Genomic DNA, 16,598 nt, shown 5'->3' with positions numbered 1-16,598 from the left:
TCACTCCGCCTCGGGGCCGTACACCTCGACCCGGTCCTGCACGCGCCGCACGTGAATGCACTCGCCGGGACACTCCTTGGCCGAGTCCACCACGTCCGCCAGCAGCGGCAGCGGTACCGGCGTGGCCGCGCCCGGGGCCTGGAGCAGCTCGTCGTCCGTGCCCTTCACATAGGCCAGCCCGTCGATGTCCAGCTCGAACACCTCCGGGGCGTACTGGGCGCAGATGCCGTCGCCGGTACACAGGTCCTGGTCGATCCAGACCTCCAGCGCCTCGCCGCCCGGGGCCTCCTGCTGCACGGTCATCTCTCCTGCCGTCGGTTCGCCGGGCGGTCCGGGCGCCGCGAGGGCCGGCCGGGTCCGCTCCAGCGGCTGTTGGACTCCCTCGACCCTACCTCCGCCCCGTTCGCGTCCGGGCCGGGCCGGTCCGGGGTTTCCGGACCCGCCCGCTCGGGTACCAGCGCCGGACCGGGACAGGGGTGTCCCGGTGGCCGTATCGATCACTTCAGGCCGTCCCAGTGGTGACAGTCGCCGCCGGTTGCGTCGCTCTGCGTGATGACCGTGCGAGCGGCCTGTGGGCTGCCCGCATCCGGGCCGATCGGCCCGGAACGGACAACTCCGGCCAGCCGCGAAGGGTTTCGACCACGCCATGCACGGAACCGGCTGCTTTCCCCTCACGTTCAGTGGGTATCCCCTCCGTGCGAGGGAGTGCGCGCCGGGTGACCGACGACACACCTTGACAGTCTTTGTGATCTAGGGGTTTCAATCGACACCCACCCAGGTAGGGTCTGGAAGCGTCCAGCTCCCCTTGGAGGAGGTGAGGACCGTGGCAGCCCACGACGACGACATGAACCGCGGCATCCGCCCGGGTCGCGGGTCCGACGACCCGGCCGGGCAGATCGCCTACCTTGAGCAGGAGATCGCCGTCCTGCGACGCAAGCTCGCCGACTCTCCGCGGCACACGAGGATTCTCGAAGAGCGGATCGTCGAGCTACAGACGAACCTGGCCGGCGTGTCCGCCCAGAACGAACGACTGGCCAACACCCTCCGCGAGGCCCGCGACCAGATCGTGGCCCTCAAGGAGGAGGTCGACCGGCTCGCCCAGCCGCCGGCCGGCTTCGGTGTCTTCCTCCAGGCGAACGAGGACGGCACCGCGGACATCTTCACCGGTGGCCGCAAGCTCCGGGTCAACGTCAGCCCGAGCGTCGAACTCGACGACCTGCGCCGCGGCCAGGAGGTCATGCTCAACGAGGCGCTCAACGTGGTCGACGCCATGGAGTACGAGCGCGTCGGCGACATCGTCACCCTCAAGGAGATCCTGGAGGACGGCGAACGCGCCCTCGTGCTGGGGCACACCGACGAGGAACGGGTGGTGCGGCTCGCCGAGCCGCTGCTGGACGTCACCATCCGCCCCGGCGACGCCCTCCTGCTCGAACCCCGCTCCGGATACGTCTACGAGGTCGTGCCCAAGAGCGAGGTCGAGGAGCTGGTCCTCGAAGAGGTCCCCGACATCGGCTACGAGCAGATCGGCGGTCTCGGCAACCAGATCGAGGCCATCCGCGACGCGGTCGAGCTGCCGTACCTCTACCCGGACCTGTTCAAGGAGCACGAGCTGCGCCCGCCCAAGGGCGTCCTGCTCTACGGGCCGCCCGGCTGCGGCAAGACGCTCATCGCCAAGGCCGTCGCGAACTCGCTGGCCAAGAAGGTCGCCGAGGTCACCGGCCAGGCCGCCGGCAAGAGCTTCTTCCTGAACATCAAGGGTCCCGAGCTGCTCAACAAGTACGTCGGCGAGACCGAGCGGCAGATCCGCCTCGTCTTCCAGCGTGCGCGTGAGAAGGCCAGCGAGGGCACCCCCGTGATCGTCTTCTTCGACGAGATGGAGTCCCTCTTCCGCACCCGTGGCTCCGGCGTCAGCTCGGACGTGGAGAACACCATCGTCCCGCAGCTGCTCGCCGAGATCGACGGTGTGGAAGGCCTCCAGAACGTGGTCGTGATCGGTGCCTCCAACCGCGAGGACATGATCGACCCCGCCATCCTGCGCCCCGGCCGGCTCGACGTGAAGATCAAGATCGAGCGTCCGGACGCCGAGGCGGCGAAGGACATCTTCGGCAAGTACCTCACCGAGCGTCTGCCGCTCCACACCGACGACGTCGGCGAGCACGGCGGCGACAAGACCACCACCGTCCAGAGCATGATCCAGACGGCGGTCGAGCACATGTACGCCGAGTCGGAGGAGAACCGCTTCCTGGAGGTCACCTACGCCAACGGTGACAAGGAAGTCCTCTACTTCAAGGACTTCAACTCCGGCGCCATGATCGAGAACATCGTGGGCCGGGCCAAGAAGATGGCGATCAAGGACTTCCTGGAGAAGAGCCAGAAGGGTCTTCGCGTCTCCCACCTGCTCCAGGCCTGCGTGGACGAGTTCAAGGAGAACGAGGACCTGCCCAACACCACGAACCCGGACGACTGGGCCCGGATCTCCGGGAAGAAGGGCGAGCGGATCGTGTACATCCGTACGCTCATCACCGGCAAGCAGGGCGCGGACACCGGACGCTCGATCGACACGGTGGCGAACACCGGTCAGTACCTGTAAGGGCAGGGCGGCTGCGGGTGCCCTCGGCGGGTACCCGCAGCCGACTGTTTTCAGGGCCACGACCGGAGCAGCCAATGACGCAAATGATCTCCCCACCAGTGCAAAGGCGTTCTAGGCTCGTTCCTGCCGCCGAGTCGCGCCGTGCGGGAACGGGCACCGCACACGCACCGGAGCGCCAGCGGTACATGAGCGGCGCCCACGACCGAGGGTGCCGCCGGGCAAGGAGGGCCGCATGACCGTACGGCGAGTAATGGGAATCGAGACGGAGTACGGGATCTCCGTCCCCGGCCACCCGAACGCCAATGCCATGCTCACCTCGTCCCAGATCGTCAACGCCTACGCGGCCGCGATGCACCGGGCCCGCCGGGCCCGCTGGGACTTCGAGGAGGAGAACCCGCTGCGGGACGCGCGAGGCTTCGACCTCGCCCGGGAGACCGCCGACTCCAGCCAGCTCACCGACGAGGACATCGGCCTCGCCAACGTGATCCTCACCAACGGTGCGCGCCTCTACGTCGACCACGCCCACCCCGAGTACAGCGCCCCCGAGGTCACCAACCCCCGCGACGCCGTCCTCTGGGACAAGGCGGGGGAGCGGATCATGGCCGAGGCCGCGGAGCGGGCCGCGCAGCTGCCGGGAGCCCAGCAGATCCACCTCTACAAGAACAACACCGACAACAAGGGCGCCTCCTACGGCACGCACGAGAACTACCTGATGAAGCGGGAGACCCCCTTCTCGGACATCGTGCGCCACCTCACGCCCTTCTTCGTCTCCCGCCAGGTCTTCGCCGGAGCGGGCCGCGTGGGCGTCGGCCAGGACGGCCACGAGCACGGCTTCCAGCTCAGCCAGCGCGCGGACTACTTCGAGGTCGAGGTCGGCCTGGAGACCACGCTCAAGCGCCCGATCATCAACACCCGCGACGAGCCGCACGCGGACGCGGAGAAGTACCGCCGGCTGCACGTGATCATCGGTGACGCCAACCTCTCGGAGATCTCCACCTACCTGAAGCTGGGTACGACCGCCCTGGTCCTGTCCATGATCGAGGACGGCTTCATCGCCGTGGACCTGGCCGTCGACCAGCCCGTGCGCACCCTGCACCAGGTCTCGCACGACCCGTCCCTGAAGCGCCTGGTCACCCTGCGCAGCGGTCGCACGCTCACCGCGGTCCAGCTGCAGATGGAGTACTTCGAACTGGCCCGCAAGTACGTCGAGGAACGCTTCGGCGCCGACGCCGACGACCAGACCAAGGACGTCCTCGGTCGCTGGGAGGACACCCTGACCCGGCTGGAGCGCGACCCGATGAGCCTGGCCGGCGAGCTGGACTGGGTGGCCAAGCGGGAGGTGATGGAGGGCTACCGCCGCCGGGACGACCTGGACTGGGACGCCGCACGGCTGCACCTGGTCGACCTCCAGTACGCCGACGTCCGCGCCGAGAAGGGCATCTACAACCGCCTGGTGGCCCGTGGGCGCATGAAGCGGCTGCTGGACGAGGCCGAGGTCGAGCGGGCCCGTACGAAGCCGCCGGAGGACACGCGCGCGTACTTCCGCGGCCGGTGTCTGGAGCAGTACGCGGACGACGTGGCCGCGGCGAGCTGGGACTCGGTCATCTTCGATCTTCCCGGCCGCGACTCGCTCCAGCGCGTTCCAACCCTGGAACCGCTACGCGGAACGCGAAATCACGTCAAGGAGCTGCTGGACCGCTGCCGGACCGCGGAAGACCTGGTCAGGGTCCTGTCCGGCGGGTGAGGAGTGTCGAGGGGGTACTCGGTGCGCTCCGGGCGGACAGGGTGGAAAGCCCACCGCCCGGGAATCATCGGGATGGCCCCCGTTCGTTGCAGAAACTGCGGGGCCGATGTCGGACCCGGCTTGTAGGGTCTGATCATCACCGATCGGCAGGCGAACTGAGCGGGGTGAGGGTTATGGCGACCAAGGACACGGGCGGCGGCCAGCAGAAGGCCACGCGCTCCACCGAGGAGGTCGAGGAGCAGGCGCAGGACGCGCAGGCTTCGGAGGACCTGAAGGAACGGCACGAGAAGCTGTCCGACGACGTGGACTCCGTCCTGGACGAGATCGACGACGTACTCGAGGAAAACGCTGAGGATTTCGTGCGGTCCTTCGTGCAGAAAGGTGGGGAGTAGGGGCGAGGAAGTCGCTTGACCTTCGACGTGAGGGTCGTGGGGGAGTCGGGCGGGTGAGCAGCCGAACGCGAGGGGATGCGGGAAGCGCGGGCGCGATCTGCCCCCTGCGTCCTTCGCGCGGGACGGCAACCGGCGCGACGGCCTCCCACCGCACTGCCGGGAGTGCGTGGCGGAGTACGGCGCCGCGCACTCCCGGCGCCGCCGGGAGGCCGAGCCGCACGGCGCACCGGAGCCGAACGCGACGAGCTGACGGCCCCTCAGGGCGGCGCCCGCCGTGTGTGTCCGCCGGCTCCGCCGGCACATGTGGATCATTGCCATGAGACGGGTAGGGTCCGTGGCGTACTGTGCTTCAGCTGCAACGCCGCACTGGGGCAGTTCAAGGATCAGCCCGAGGTCACAAGGCGGGCTGCTGCTTACGTGGAAGGAATCGCGTGGAAGCCAACACTCGTAGCACCGGGCGTCTACCAGCTGCCTTCCTGACGCCAGGATCCTCCTCCTTCATGGACTTCCTCTCCGAGCACCAGCCCGCGCTGCTGCCCGGCAACCGGCAGCTGCCGCCCACGCAGGGCGTCATCGAGGCGCCGCACGGCACGACGATCGTCGCCGTCACCTTCCCCGGAGGTGTCGTGCTCGCCGGTGACCGCCGGGCGACCATGGGCAACGTCATCGCGCAGCGGGACATCGAGAAGGTCTTCCCGGCCGACGAGTACTCGGCCGTCGGTATCGCCGGCACCGCCGGTCTGGCCGTCGAGATGGTCAAGCTCTTCCAGCTCGAACTGGAGCACTTCGAGAAGGTCGAGGGCGCTCAGCTGTCCCTGGAGGGCAAGGCCAACCGGCTGTCGACCATGATCCGTTCCAACCTCGGCATGGCCATGCAGGGCCTGGCCGTGGTGCCCCTCTTCGCCGGGTACGACCTGGACCGCGAGCGGGGACGCATCTTCTCCTACGACGTCACGGGCGGCCGTTCCGAGGAGCACAACTTCGCCGCGACGGGCTCGGGCTCGGTCTTCGCCCGCGGTGCGATGAAGAAGCTCTTCCGCAACGACCTGACCGAGGAGCAGGCCACCACGCTCGTGGTCCAGGCCCTCTACGACGCGGCTGACGACGACTCGGCGACCGGTGGTCCCGATGTCGCCCGCCGGATCTATCCGATCATCACCGTGATCACCGAGGACGGCTTCCGCCGGCTCACCGAGGAGGAGTCGTCCGGGCTCGCCCGCGCGGTGCTCCAGAAGCGCCTGGAGGAGCCCGACGGCCCCAAGGCCGCACTGCTCTGAGCGCGGCCCCGTTCTTATCGAGGTGATCCAGTGACCATGACAGAAAGGGACGGATAACCGGTGTCGACGCCGTTCTATGTCTCACCCCAGCAGGCCATGGCCGACCGGGCGGAGTACGCCCGCAAGGGCATCGCCCGCGGCCGCAGCCTGGTCGTGCTCCAGTACGCCGACGGCATCGTGTTCGTCGGTGAGAACCCGTCCCGCGCGCTGCACAAGTTCAGCGAGATCTACGACCGGATCGGCTTCGCCGCGGCCGGCAAGTACAACGAGTACGAGAACCTGCGCATCGGCGGCGTGCGGTACGCCGACCTGCGCGGCTACACCTACGACCGTGACGACGTCACGGCCCGCGGCCTGGCCAACGTCTACGCCCAGACGCTGGGCACGATCTTCTCCTCGGCGGCCGAGAAGCCGTACGAGGTGGAGCTGGTGGTGGCCGAGGTGGGGGAGACCCCCGAGGGCGACCAGATCTACCGGCTGCCGCACGACGGTTCCATCGTGGACGAGCACGGCTCCGTCGCGGTGGGTGGCAACACCGAGCAGATCAGCAGCTTCCTGGACCAGCGTCACCGCGACGGCATGAGCCTCGCGGAGGCCCTGAAGCTGGCCGTGCAGGCCCTGTCCCGGGACACCAACGGCAGCGAGCGGGACATCCCCGCCGAGCGGCTGGAGGTCGCCGTGCTGGACCGCACGCGCCCGCAGAAGCGCAAGTTCAAGCGCATCGTCGGCCGTCAGCTCGGCCGCCTGCTGGAGACGGGCGGCGCGACCACGGAGGCGGAGAGCGCCGACGAGGAGTGACCCCCTCGGCCCAGGTGTGCCCCGGCCGGTCCTCCGGCCGGGGCACCCGCCGTTCCGGCAGCGGTGATCGGTAACCGGCCTACACCTCGCGGGGCGGTGCCGTGGAGCCTCGGACGACCAGTTCGACGGGGATGTCCCCGCTCTGCGGCGCACGGCCCTCCAGCACCGCCAGCAGGGCCCGCATCCCGTGCTCGCCGAACAGCTCGGCGTCCAGCCGTACGGTCGTCAGCTCGGGGTCGAGCGCGGTGGCCAGGGCCAGGTCGTCCAGACCGGTGACCGAGACGTCGTCCGGCACGCGCAGGCCGAGGCGGCGCAGCGCCTTGTACGCGCCCGCGGCGAGCTTGTCGTCGTCGCACACCACGGCCGTGGGCCGGGGGCCGGGCGCGGTGAGCGCGGCCTCGGTGGCGGCCAGCGCGCCCTCGATGGAGATCGGGGCCCGGGCCGTACGCACGTGCGTGCCCGGGACGGCCGCCAGGCGCGCCGCCAGTTCGCGCGCGCGGATCTCGAACGTCCAGGAGGGCACGTCCGCGGCCAGGTGCAGCACCCGTCGGTGGCCGAGGCCCAGCAGGTGCTCGGCGACCTGGCGGACGCCGTCGGTGATGTCCAGGTTCACGGTCGCGGCACCGAGACTGCCGGCGGGGTCGCTGTCCAGCATGACCAGGGGGAGCTGGTCGCCGCGGATCGCGGTGAGGGCGTCGGCGGCCATCGAGGAGGCGATGACGCCGTCCAGGGCGGCCTGCGCGGAGGCGAACGGGTCGCGGGCCGGGCCGATGCCCTCGGGTGAGGGGTAGAGCACGACACCGAAGCCGTGCTCGGCCGCCACGCGCGCGGCGCCGGTGTAGACCCCGGCGAAGAACTCCGTCGTCAGGGCGGGCACCACGAGCAGGACGGTACGGGTGTGGCCGAGGCGGAGGTTGCGGGCGGCGAGGTTGGGCCGGTAGCCCAGCTCCCGCGCGGCCTCCCGGACCCGTTCGGCGGTGGCCTCGGACACCCGGCCGCGCCACTTGTCGCCCAGCACGAGGGATACGGCAGCCTGCGATACGCCGGCCGCCCGGGCGACGTCACGGCTGGTCGGGCGGGTGCTGCTGGGTGCCACCGCGGGCCTGCTCCTCTGCTTGGGTCGGCCGCCCGGGGCGCTCGGCGCGCCCTGCGGGTCACTGCCGGCCGTCTGGACGTGTGAACAGCGCACATGGTACGTATGGACGGGGACGTTATACGTAACACTTCGGGCCGTCGAGGCGTCCCGCGAGCCAGAGGGGCAGGACATGGCCACGGGATACCTGGAGATCCTCCGGGCGAGGCACGCGTGCCGGCTGCTCACCGGCACCCTGGTGGGCCGGCTGCCCAACGCCACCGCCGCCATCGCCCTGGTGCTCTTCGTCCGCGCCGAGGGCGGCACCTACAGCCTCGCCGGCGCCCTCGCCGCGGTCTACGGCATCGCCAATGCCGTCGGCCAGCCGGTCCTCGGCCGGCTCGTGGACCTGTACGGCCAGCCGCGCGTGCAGCTGCCCGCGGCAATCCTCGCGGCCCTCTCGATGACCACCTTCGCCTTCCTGGGCACCGGCTCGCTCCCGCTCGCCCACGCGACCGTGGCGGCGGCCGGCCTGTTCGCCCCGCCCCTGGAGGGCGGGCTGCGCGCCCTGTGGCCGTCCGTGCTGCGCCGCGAGGAGCAGGTGCACACCGCGTACGCCATGGACGCGATCGCGCAGGAGATCATGTTCACCGCCGGCCCGCTGCTGGTGACCCTGTGCGCGTCCCTGTGGGACGAGCGCGCCGCCCTGCTCGTGCTGAACCTCCTCGGCGTGCTGGGCGCGCTCTCCGTGGTCCTCTCGCCGCCCTCGCGCGCGTGGCGCTCCGCCCCGCGCGAGGCGCACTGGCTGGGCGCCCTGCGCTCACCCGGCCTGCTCGCGCTGCTCGCGGCCTTCCTGTTCGTCGGCATCGCGCTGGGCTCCATCACGGTCGCCTCGGTGTCGTACGCGGACGGGCACGGCGGCGACGCGGTCTACGGCTGGCTCATGGCCGGGCTCGGGCTCGGCGCGCTCGCCGGCGGCAGCGTCTACGGCGCCCGCCGGTGGGCCGGCGCGCCCGAGCGGCGGCTGACGGTGCTGGTGGCCCTGCTGGCGGTCTGCTACCTGCCGCTCACGCTGACGCCGGGCCCGGTCGCGATGGTGCTGCTCAGCGTGGTCTCCGGAGTCTTCCTGGCACCCTGCATCGCCTGCGCGTTCATCATCGTCGACCGGCACGCGCCGGCCGGGACCGTCACCGAGGCGTTCTCCTGGCTGGTGACCACGTTCACCGTGGGCGCCTCTGCCGGAACGGGCCTGGCGGGACCGGTCGTCCAGGCCGGTGGCGCCCTGTGGGGTTTCGCCCTGCCGGGCGCGGCCGGGGCCGTGTCCCTGCTGGTCCTGCTCGCCACCGGACGGGCTCTGGCGGCTCCCGCGCGGGGCGGAGTCGTTGCGGCTTCATCGGAAAATGATCCGAACCGTGCCGTCGAACCCCGTTTCAGCTCGGGGGATCGGGCGTAATGTTCCCTCATGGACCGCCGCATTTTCGGGCTGGAGAACGAGTACGGCGTCACGTGCACGTTCAGGGGACAGCGCCGCCTGTCTCCTGACGAGGTGGCGCGGTACCTCTTCCGCCGTGTCGTGTCATGGGGCCGCAGCAGCAATGTCTTCCTGCGAAACGGCGCCCGGCTCTATCTCGACGTGGGCTCACATCCGGAATACGCGACCCCCGAGTGTGACAACGTGACCGAACTGGTCACCCACGACAAGGCCGGCGAGCGCATTCTCGAAGGACTCCTGGTGGACGCGGAACGACGCCTGCACGAGGAGGGCATCGCAGGCGACGTCTACCTCTTCAAGAACAACACCGACTCGGCGGGCAACTCCTACGGCTGCCACGAGAACTACCTGGTGGCCCGGCACGGGGAGTTCTCCCGGCTCGCGGACATCCTCATCCCCTTCCTCGTGACCCGGCAGCTGCTGTGCGGCGCCGGCAAGGTGCTCCAGACCCCACGCGGCGCCGTCTACTGCGTCAGCCAGCGCGCGGAGCACATCTGGGAGGGCGTCTCCTCGGCGACGACCCGCTCCCGGCCCATCATCAACACCCGCGACGAACCGCACGCGGACGCCGAGCGCTACCGCCGGCTGCACGTCATCGTCGGCGACTCGAACATGTCCGAGACGACCATGCTGCTCAAGGTCGGCGCCACCGACCTGGTGCTGCGCATGATCGAGGCGGGCACCGTGATGCGCGACCTCACCCTGGAGAACCCGATCCGGGCGATCCGTGAGGTCAGCCACGACATCACCGGCCGGCGCAAGGTGCGTCTGGCCAGCGGCCGGGAGGCCTCCGCGCTGGAGGTGCAGCGCGAGTACTTCGACAAGGCCGTGGACTTCTGCGAGCGCCGGGGCATCCGCACCGGCACGGTCGCCGAGGTCCTGGACCTGTGGGGCCGCACGCTCGACGCGATCGAGGCCGAGGACCTCGACCGGATCGCCACCGAGATCGACTGGGTCATGAAGTACAAGCTCATCGAGCGGTACCGGGCCAAGCACAACATGACCATGTCGCACCCGAGGGTCGCGCAGATAGACCTCGCCTACCACGACATCCACCGCCGTCGTGGCCTGTACTACCTGCTGGAGAAGAAGGGCCAGGCCGCCCGGATCTGCAACGACCTGAAGATCTTCGAGGGCAAGTCCGTCCCTCCGCAGACCACTCGGGCCCGGCTGCGCGGCGACTTCATCCGGCGGGCGCAGGAACAGCGCAGGGACTTCACGGTCGACTGGGTGCACCTGAAGCTCAACGACCAGGCGCAGCGCACCGTGTTGTGCAAGGACCCGTTCCGTTCGGTGGACGACCGGGTGGAGAAGCTGATCGCCGGAATGTAGCGAGGGACGGAGCCAAGCGTTCCGGCCGCGGTTCCCCGGAACGCCACAAGGGCGCCGTACGTTTCCCGTACGGTGCCCTTCTCACGCCGTAGAGTTGCGCGCACGCCATCCGCAAGATCGACCGATTACGAGGCTCTCCGTGCGCCGACGCTCACTTCTCCTCGCCGCTGTCCCCGCAGGACTGGTCACGCTCGCCGCCTGCGGCGACGACTCGTCCGACTCCGGCAAGACCAGTGCCTCGCCGTCGGCGTCCGCCGCGCCCCCGCCCAAGATCGTGGACGGACCGCTGCCGGCGGTCACGGCGGGCACGAAGTTCGGCGAGAAGCCGGTCATCGCCAAGGGGCCGGCCGACCCGTCGAAGAACCTCGCGGTCAGGACGCTGATCCCGGGCAACGGCCGCACGGTCGCGGAGAACGACTTCGTCCAGGCGAACTACCTCGGCCAGATCTGGGACACGGCCAAGGTCTTCGACAACTCCTACGACCGCAAACGCCCGCTGGTCATGCAGCTCGCCAAGGGCAGCATCATCGACGGCTGGCGGTACGCCCTGGCCGGCAAGAAGGCCGGCAGCCGGGTCCAGATCGCCGTCCCGCCCGCCCTGGGCTACGGCAAGTCGGGCCAGCCGGACGCCGGCATCAAGGGCACCGACACCCTGGTGTTCGTCATCGACCTCATCGACTCCTTCAACTCCAGGAGTTCCGCCAAGGGCAAGCCGGTCGCGCAGGACGATCCGGCGCTGCCGAAGGTGGCCACCAACACCGACGGCCAGGTGCCCAAGGTCACCGTCCCCAAGTCGGATCCGCCGAAGAAGCTCGTCTCGGAGTACGTCCTGGAGGGCGACGGCGCCGAAGTGAAGGCGGACCAGACGGTCCTGTGCCAGTTCCAGGGCCTGGTCTGGGAGGGCGGCAAGACCTTCCAGCGGACGTACGGCTCCGGCCGGCTCAGTCAGTTCGCCCTGGAGCAGATGCGGCAGGCGGTCAAGGGCCTGGCGCAGGGACTGACCGGCAAGAAGGTGGGCAGCCGGGTCCTGATCGTCGTCCCGCCGGAGCTGGGCTACGGCGACAACCCGCCGAGCGGTGGGGCCATCAAGAAGGGCGCCACCCTGGTCTTCACGGTGGACATCCTCGCGGCGATGTAGCCCGCGTGACGCCCGAGGCGGGCACGGGGCCCGCGATGATGAAAGACTGTCCGTGTTCCGTGTCGTACACAAGCAGGAGCTTTTGACGTGAGCATCGACAAGCCCGAGATCGACTTCCCGGGCGGCGAGCCCCCGGCCGACCTCGAGATCAAGGACATCTGGGAGGGCGACGGCCCGGTCGCCGAGGCGGGCCAGAACGTCACCGTCCACTACGTGGGCGTCGCCTTCAGCACCGGCGAGGAGTTCGACGCCAGCTGGAACCGCAACACCCCGTTCCGCTTCCCGCTGGGCCAGGGCCGGGTCATCAAGGGCTGGGACCAGGGCGTGCAGGGCATGAAGGTCGGTGGCCGCCGCCAGCTGACCATCCCCGCCCACCTCGCCTACGGAAACCAGAGCCCGACCCCGGCGATCAAGCCCGGCGAGACGCTCATCTTCGTGGTCGACCTGCTCGGCGTCTGATTCACGGCCCGGATCCGACCGGATCCGATCACCTGGGGCCCATGCCTGTCCGGGCGTGGGCCCTCGGCTTTTGTCACCGCCCCGCGGAGCGGTACGGTCATCGGTCAGAAGCACCATAGGGAAGGTGAAGGGCGTCGATGGCCATTGCCAAGGCCGAGCGGCTGATGAACCTCGCGCTGTGTCTGCTCGGGACGCGGCGGCCGCTCAGCAAGCGCGAGCTGCGGGCGTCCATCGAGGCCTACCTCGAAGCGGGGAGCGACGACTCCTTCAACCGCATGTTCGAGCGGGACAAGGACGACCTGCGCGAGCTGGGCCTCGTCATCGAGACCGTCGAGAACATCGAGGGCGAGGTCGGTTACCTCGCCCGCCGCGACAGCAACCGCCTGCCCCCCATCACCCTGGACGCCGAGGAGGCCGCCGCCCTCGGCCTCGCCGCCAAGGTCTGGCAGCAGGCCCGGCTGGCCGGCGCGGCCAGCGGCGCCCTCCAGAAACTGCGGGCCGCGGGCCTGCCCGAGGACGTCGACCCGTACGAGGCGCACAGCGCCCTGGAACCGCGCATCCCCGTGCACGAGGCCGCCTTCGAGCCGCTGATGCTGGCCCTGCGCGACCGCCGCCCGGTCCTCTTCGAGTACCGCAAGGCCTCCGCCGCCCACCCCGAGCCACGGCATGTCGAGCCGTGGGCGCTGGAGTGCTGGCGCGGCCACTGGTACCTGGCCGGCTGGGACCGCGACCGGGGTGCCGAGCGCGTCTTCCGGCTCTCCCGGATCACCGGCAGGGTCCGCTCACGGGGCACGGGTTTCACCACGCCCGTGCCGGACGTCGTCACCGTGCGCGAGACCGTCGCGAGCTGGGCCGGTGAGATCGCCGACCGCTCGGCGCTGATCCGGCTGCGCTCCGGCGCCGGTTACCCCCTTCGGGCGAAGGCCACCGCGGTCCGGGAACTCGACGACAGCTGGGACGAGTTGGAGATTCCGTACGGGCACGGCCTGGACGCCTGGCTGGTGGAGTTCGGACCGGACGTGGTGGTGCTGGAGCCGGCCGAGCTGCGCGCGGACGTGGTGGACCGGCTGCGCGCCGTGGCCAAGGGCTGAGGGGGAGCAGGACTGTGGCAGGCAAACCGGTCAGGCCCGTGAACGCCATCGACCAGACCCGGCGGATGCTCTCGCTGGTGACCTACCTCCGCGAGCGCCCCGGCGCCCGCATCGCCGACGTGGCGCGCGCCTTCGGCATCACCGAGGACGAGCTGGTCGCCGACCTCGACCTGCTGCCCATGTGCGGCACCAGCTTCCGCGGCGGCGATCTGCTGGACATCGACACCGACGGCGAGCGCATCTGGTGGCACAACCCGGCCGCGCTCGGCGAGGAGGCCGCCGAGCCGCTGCGGCTCGCCGCCGACGAGGCCACGGCCCTGCTGGTCGCCGCCCGCGCGGTGTCGACGCTGCCCGGCCTCAGGGAGGGGGACCGCCAGGCCCTGCTGCGGGCCACGGCCAAGGTCGAGACCGCGGCCGGCGAGGCCGCCGGGGCCAGCTCCCGCCTGTCGGTGACCTTCGAGTCCGAGGGCGGTGTCTTCGCCGACGTCGACCGGGCGATCTCCGAGCGCCGCCGGCTGTGGATCCGCTACTACTCCCCGGCGCGCGACGAGATCACCGAGCGCGAGATCGACCCCATCCGGCTGGTCAGCGTCGGCCACACCTATGTGGAGGCCTGGTGCCGCCGCTCCGAGGCCCGGCGCACCTTCCGGCTCGACCGGGTCGCCGAGATCAGGATCCTCGACGAGCCCTCCGCGCCGCCCGAGGTGGAGCTGCGCGATCTCTCCGAGGCCCTGGTGCAGCCGGCCGCCGAGGACCCGGAGGTCGTGGTCGAGGTCGGTCCCGGCGGTCGGTGGGTCGCCGAGTACTACCCGCACGACAGCGCCGATGAGCTTCCCGACGGCGGACTGCGTATCACTCTGCGTACCCCCGATCCGGCCTCCCTGCGCCGGCTGGCCCTGCGGCTCGGCCGCGACGGCCGGATCGTCTCCCCGTCCGAGCTGGCCGAGAGTGCCCGCCGTGCGGCCCGCGAGGCCCTGGCGGCGTACGACGGCCCGGCGGGCGCGGTGCGGAGTGCCGGTGACGGCCGGGACCTGAGCCCCGCGTGAGCCGAGGCCGTGCGCCCCGGAGGCGGACGACCCAGAGCGACCAGAGGAAGAGGAGCGAGGGCTGTGAGCGAGTCCCCGGTGTCCGGTGCGGGTGAGATGACGGCGGCGACGGCCTTCGCCGGGATGCGCAGAGCGGTCCCGGTGGTCTTCCGGGCCGGCTGCCCCGACTGCCGGGGCCGCTTCGAACTCGCCGCGAGCGCGCTGCGCCTCGCCATCGGCGCCAGCAGCCGGACGACGTTCTACTCCTTCACCTGCCCCGGCTGCGGCACCCCGGTCCGCAAGCCCGCGGGGGAGCGGATCGTCGAGCTGCTCACCGGCGGCGGCGTGCGCACCCTGCGGCTGCACTCCACGGTGTAGCCGGCTGGGATCCGCCCCGGCGGACGGTCTAGTCTCGACCTCATGTTCTGGCCGATGTTCGCGGTAGCCATGGGGTTTCTCGGTCTCGCCGTCCTGGGGGTGTTCGCCGTCCGGGTGTTCCTGGAGGCGCGGCGCCTCGGGCAGCAGGTCGCCGATTCCGGGCGCCGCATCACCAGGGCCGCGGAGGATCTGGAGCGGGCGGCCGTGAGCGCCGCCCGTGCCGCGGACGCGCTGTGAGCCGCGCCGGGCGGTGCCGGCGAGTACCGGCCCGCGGGTGCGGTGTCGGTCACTCGGCTCTGTCACCCCGCCCACCCGGCCAGGTACGCTGCTGGTGCTGGTCGCGGCCCGGTGACGAGGCGCGGTCCGCAGAGCAGGAGTACGCCGGGGGATTGTCCCGCGTTCGTCCCCAGGCGTTACGATCGCAGCCAGCATGACGTCCGGACAAGTGTCCGACCTGTCGGACGTGCCCGCCTCGGTGAGAAGGTGAAGATTTATGTTCCGCAACGGACTTGAGCCGTGGCACCTGCTGCTCCTCGTTCTGGTGATCGTCCTGGTGTTCGGCTCCAAGAAGCTCCCGGACATGGCGCGCTCGCTCGGCAAGTCCGCGCGCATCCTCAAGAGCGAGGCCAAGGCGATGAAGGACGACGGCAAGCAGCCCGAGGGCACCGCCCAGTCCACCGCCGACGAGCCCGCTTCGCCTCCGCGCACCATCCAGGCCGCCCCCGGTGACGTGACCAGCTCCCGCCCGGTCACCGAGCCGACGGACACGACCCAGCGCTGACGCGAGGACCGGGGCATCCGGTCCGCTGCACGAGATGAGGATGTGGGTTGCTCAAGCCTGCCCGCAAGAAGGACAGGGATCCCGAGGGGCGGATGCCACTCGCGGATCACTTGCGTGAACTTCGCAACCGGCTCGCGAAGGGTGTCCTGGCGATCGTGGTCGTCACGATCGTCTCGGCCTTCTTCTATCGGGACATCATCGAAGTCATCACCCGGCCGATGCTGGACGAGATCGGCTGCCACCAGTCCTTCGGGGAACTGGCCGCCGCCAAGGACGTCCGCTGCGCGCACATCACCGTCAGTGGCCTGCTGGGCGCGTTCAACCTGGCCCTGAAGGTCTCCCTCATGGCCGGCATCGTGCTCGCGTCGCCGGTCTGGCTCTACCAGCTGTGGGCGTTCGTCGCACCGGGCCTGCACCGCGGCGAGAAGAAGTACGCCTACGCGTTCGTCGGCTTCGGTTTCCCGCTCTTCCTCGGCGGCGGCTACCTCGCGTTCCACATGCTGCCCACCACGGCGAAGTTCATGATCGAGCTCACGCCCGAGGGCGCTGAGAACCTGCTGCCGCTGGACGACCTGCTGGACCTCATCACCCGCATGATCGTCGTCTTCGGCCTCGCCTTCGAGATGCCGTTGCTGCTCGTCATGCTCAACCTCACCGGCGTCCTCTCCGGCCGGCGCATGCGGGGCTGGTGGCGGGGCATGGTCGTCGGCATCACCGCCTTCGCGGCCGTGGCCACGCCCAGCCCCGACCCGATGACGATGCTGGCGCTGGCGGCGCCGATCTGGGCGCTCTACTTCATCGCCGTGGCCATCGCGCTGCTCAACGACCGGCGCCGGGCCCGCCGCGAGGCCGCCGGCCCCGGGGACGACGAGGCCTCCGAGCTGGACCTCACGCCCGAGGACATCGGCGCGGTCGAGCCCGTACCGGCCGCCCGGGCGCTGCCCGAGCAGGCGAGCACCGACCGGGTCAACGGCTACGACGACGTGACCTGATCCCTCACGCCACCACGCGCGACGCCCCCGCCCCCGG

Annotated in this window: 18 protein-coding genes; 16 read left to right on the top strand and 2 right to left on the bottom strand. The window is 70.5% G+C overall.

All coding sequences use genetic code 11. The annotated features are described in order from the left end of the window. Nucleotides 1–303 carry a ferredoxin gene (locus ACF1BE_RS23015; protein WP_392200886.1) on the bottom strand — a complete coding sequence of 101 codons (303 nt, stop codon included), beginning with the start codon at nucleotides 301–303 and terminating at the stop codon, nucleotides 1–3. Between the two features lie 520 nt (nucleotides 304–823). Here ACF1BE_RS23015 and arc point away from each other — a divergent pair. The 6 genes from arc (at nucleotide 824) to prcA (ending at nucleotide 6,801) form a co-directional block, all read left to right on the top strand. Continuing rightward, nucleotides 824–2,590, top strand: a complete 1,767-nt coding sequence (arc, locus tag ACF1BE_RS23010) for a proteasome ATPase (RefSeq protein ID WP_392200885.1) — start codon at nucleotides 824–826, stop codon at nucleotides 2,588–2,590. A gap of 232 nt (nucleotides 2,591–2,822) precedes the next feature. Next, nucleotides 2,823–4,334 carry a depupylase/deamidase Dop gene (gene dop / locus ACF1BE_RS23005; protein WP_392200884.1) on the top strand — a complete coding sequence of 504 codons (1,512 nt, stop codon included), beginning with the start codon at nucleotides 2,823–2,825 and terminating at the stop codon, nucleotides 4,332–4,334. Nucleotides 4,335–4,507: 173 nt separating this feature from the next. Next, nucleotides 4,508–4,726 carry a ubiquitin-like protein Pup gene (locus tag ACF1BE_RS23000; protein ID WP_020939002.1) on the top strand — a complete coding sequence of 73 codons (219 nt, stop codon included), beginning with the start codon at nucleotides 4,508–4,510 and terminating at the stop codon, nucleotides 4,724–4,726. A gap of 75 nt (nucleotides 4,727–4,801) precedes the next feature. After that, on the top strand, nucleotides 4,802–5,206 hold the full coding sequence (locus ACF1BE_RS22995) for an endonuclease VII domain-containing protein (RefSeq protein ID WP_392200883.1): 405 nt from the start codon (nucleotides 4,802–4,804) through the stop codon (nucleotides 5,204–5,206). Beyond that, entirely contained in the window at nucleotides 5,158–6,003 is an 846-nt protein-coding gene (gene prcB, locus ACF1BE_RS22990; protein WP_392200882.1) for a proteasome subunit beta, read from the top strand. The genes ACF1BE_RS22995 and prcB overlap by 49 nt, the downstream gene beginning before the upstream one ends. 60 nt (nucleotides 6,004–6,063) lie before the next feature. Beyond that, nucleotides 6,064–6,801: a proteasome subunit alpha gene (gene prcA, locus ACF1BE_RS22985; RefSeq protein WP_392200881.1), complete on the top strand. Its 738-nt coding sequence runs from the start codon at nucleotides 6,064–6,066 to the stop codon at nucleotides 6,799–6,801. 79 nt (nucleotides 6,802–6,880) lie between these two features. On the opposite strand, the gene ACF1BE_RS22980 is transcribed toward prcA, so the two are convergent. Beyond that, nucleotides 6,881–7,897: a LacI family DNA-binding transcriptional regulator gene (locus tag ACF1BE_RS22980; protein WP_392200880.1), complete on the bottom strand. Its 1,017-nt coding sequence runs from the start codon at nucleotides 7,895–7,897 to the stop codon at nucleotides 6,881–6,883. Between the two features lie 169 nt (nucleotides 7,898–8,066). Between ACF1BE_RS22980 and ACF1BE_RS22975 the strand changes: the two genes are divergently transcribed. The 10 genes from ACF1BE_RS22975 to tatC all read left to right on the top strand — a co-directional run bounded on the left by ACF1BE_RS22975 (nucleotide 8,067) and on the right by tatC (nucleotide 16,561). Further along, complete coding sequence (locus ACF1BE_RS22975) at nucleotides 8,067–9,326, top strand: MFS transporter (RefSeq protein WP_392200879.1); 1,260 nt, start codon at nucleotides 8,067–8,069, stop codon at nucleotides 9,324–9,326. A gap of 9 nt (nucleotides 9,327–9,335) precedes the next feature. Further along, the gene (gene pafA / locus ACF1BE_RS22970; protein WP_356821690.1) at nucleotides 9,336–10,697 is read left to right on the top strand and encodes a Pup--protein ligase; all 1,362 of its coding nucleotides are present in this window, start codon (nucleotides 9,336–9,338) and stop codon (nucleotides 10,695–10,697) included. A 139-nt stretch (nucleotides 10,698–10,836) separates the two neighbouring features. Further along, nucleotides 10,837–11,835 (top strand): FKBP-type peptidyl-prolyl cis-trans isomerase, encoded by a 999-nt coding sequence (locus ACF1BE_RS22965; protein WP_392200878.1) that lies wholly within the window; start codon nucleotides 10,837–10,839, stop codon nucleotides 11,833–11,835. A gap of 87 nt (nucleotides 11,836–11,922) precedes the next feature. Then, the gene (locus tag ACF1BE_RS22960) at nucleotides 11,923–12,294 is read left to right on the top strand and encodes an FKBP-type peptidyl-prolyl cis-trans isomerase (protein ID WP_392200877.1); all 372 of its coding nucleotides are present in this window, start codon (nucleotides 11,923–11,925) and stop codon (nucleotides 12,292–12,294) included. Between the two features lie 137 nt (nucleotides 12,295–12,431). Continuing rightward, complete coding sequence (locus tag ACF1BE_RS22955; protein WP_392200876.1) at nucleotides 12,432–13,385, top strand: helix-turn-helix transcriptional regulator; 954 nt, start codon at nucleotides 12,432–12,434, stop codon at nucleotides 13,383–13,385. 14 nt (nucleotides 13,386–13,399) lie between these two features. Next, nucleotides 13,400–14,431 (top strand): helix-turn-helix transcriptional regulator, encoded by a 1,032-nt coding sequence (locus ACF1BE_RS22950; RefSeq protein ID WP_392200875.1) that lies wholly within the window; start codon nucleotides 13,400–13,402, stop codon nucleotides 14,429–14,431. 96 nt (nucleotides 14,432–14,527) lie between these two features. Further along, nucleotides 14,528–14,788, top strand: a complete 261-nt coding sequence (locus tag ACF1BE_RS22945; RefSeq protein WP_392201011.1) for a hypothetical protein — start codon at nucleotides 14,528–14,530, stop codon at nucleotides 14,786–14,788. Between the two features lie 42 nt (nucleotides 14,789–14,830). Beyond that, the gene (locus ACF1BE_RS22940) at nucleotides 14,831–15,025 is read left to right on the top strand and encodes a hypothetical protein (protein ID WP_392200874.1); all 195 of its coding nucleotides are present in this window, start codon (nucleotides 14,831–14,833) and stop codon (nucleotides 15,023–15,025) included. Nucleotides 15,026–15,281: 256 nt separating this feature from the next. After that, on the top strand, nucleotides 15,282–15,569 hold the full coding sequence (gene tatA / locus ACF1BE_RS22935; RefSeq protein WP_392200873.1) for a Sec-independent protein translocase subunit TatA: 288 nt from the start codon (nucleotides 15,282–15,284) through the stop codon (nucleotides 15,567–15,569). Between the two features lie 47 nt (nucleotides 15,570–15,616). Next, nucleotides 15,617–16,561 carry a twin-arginine translocase subunit TatC gene (gene tatC, locus ACF1BE_RS22930; protein WP_392200872.1) on the top strand — a complete coding sequence of 315 codons (945 nt, stop codon included), beginning with the start codon at nucleotides 15,617–15,619 and terminating at the stop codon, nucleotides 16,559–16,561. Nucleotides 16,562–16,598: the final 37 nt, after the last annotated feature.

It is taken from the genome of Streptomyces sp. NPDC014991 (genome assembly GCF_043080665.1).
Classification (GTDB): domain Bacteria; phylum Actinomycetota; class Actinomycetes; order Streptomycetales; family Streptomycetaceae; genus Streptomyces.
Note: the sequence above shows the minus strand (reverse complement) of the source record. Positions and strands in the feature narration are given on the sequence as shown.

Excerpts from the sequence above, each read along its gene's own strand:
- ACF1BE_RS23015 (WP_392200886.1), bottom strand. The coding sequence starts at position 303 with ATGACCGTGCAGCAGGAGGCCCCGGGCGGCGAGGCGCTGGAGGTCTGG.
- ACF1BE_RS22975 (WP_392200879.1), top strand. The coding sequence starts at position 8,067 with ATGGCCACGGGATACCTGGAGATCCTCCGGGCGAGGCACGCGTGCCGG.
- ACF1BE_RS22940 (WP_392200874.1), top strand. The coding sequence starts at position 14,831 with ATGTTCTGGCCGATGTTCGCGGTAGCCATGGGGTTTCTCGGTCTCGCC.
- ACF1BE_RS23000 (WP_020939002.1), top strand. The coding sequence starts at position 4,508 with ATGGCGACCAAGGACACGGGCGGCGGCCAGCAGAAGGCCACGCGCTCC.
- tatA (WP_392200873.1), top strand. The coding sequence starts at position 15,282 with ATGTTCCGCAACGGACTTGAGCCGTGGCACCTGCTGCTCCTCGTTCTG.
- dop (WP_392200884.1), top strand. The coding sequence starts at position 2,823 with ATGACCGTACGGCGAGTAATGGGAATCGAGACGGAGTACGGGATCTCC.
- pafA (WP_356821690.1), top strand. The coding sequence starts at position 9,336 with ATGGACCGCCGCATTTTCGGGCTGGAGAACGAGTACGGCGTCACGTGC.
- ACF1BE_RS22955 (WP_392200876.1), top strand. The coding sequence starts at position 12,432 with ATGGCCATTGCCAAGGCCGAGCGGCTGATGAACCTCGCGCTGTGTCTG.
- ACF1BE_RS22995 (WP_392200883.1), top strand. The coding sequence starts at position 4,802 with ATGCGGGAAGCGCGGGCGCGATCTGCCCCCTGCGTCCTTCGCGCGGGA.
- ACF1BE_RS22945 (WP_392201011.1), top strand. The coding sequence starts at position 14,528 with ATGACGGCGGCGACGGCCTTCGCCGGGATGCGCAGAGCGGTCCCGGTG.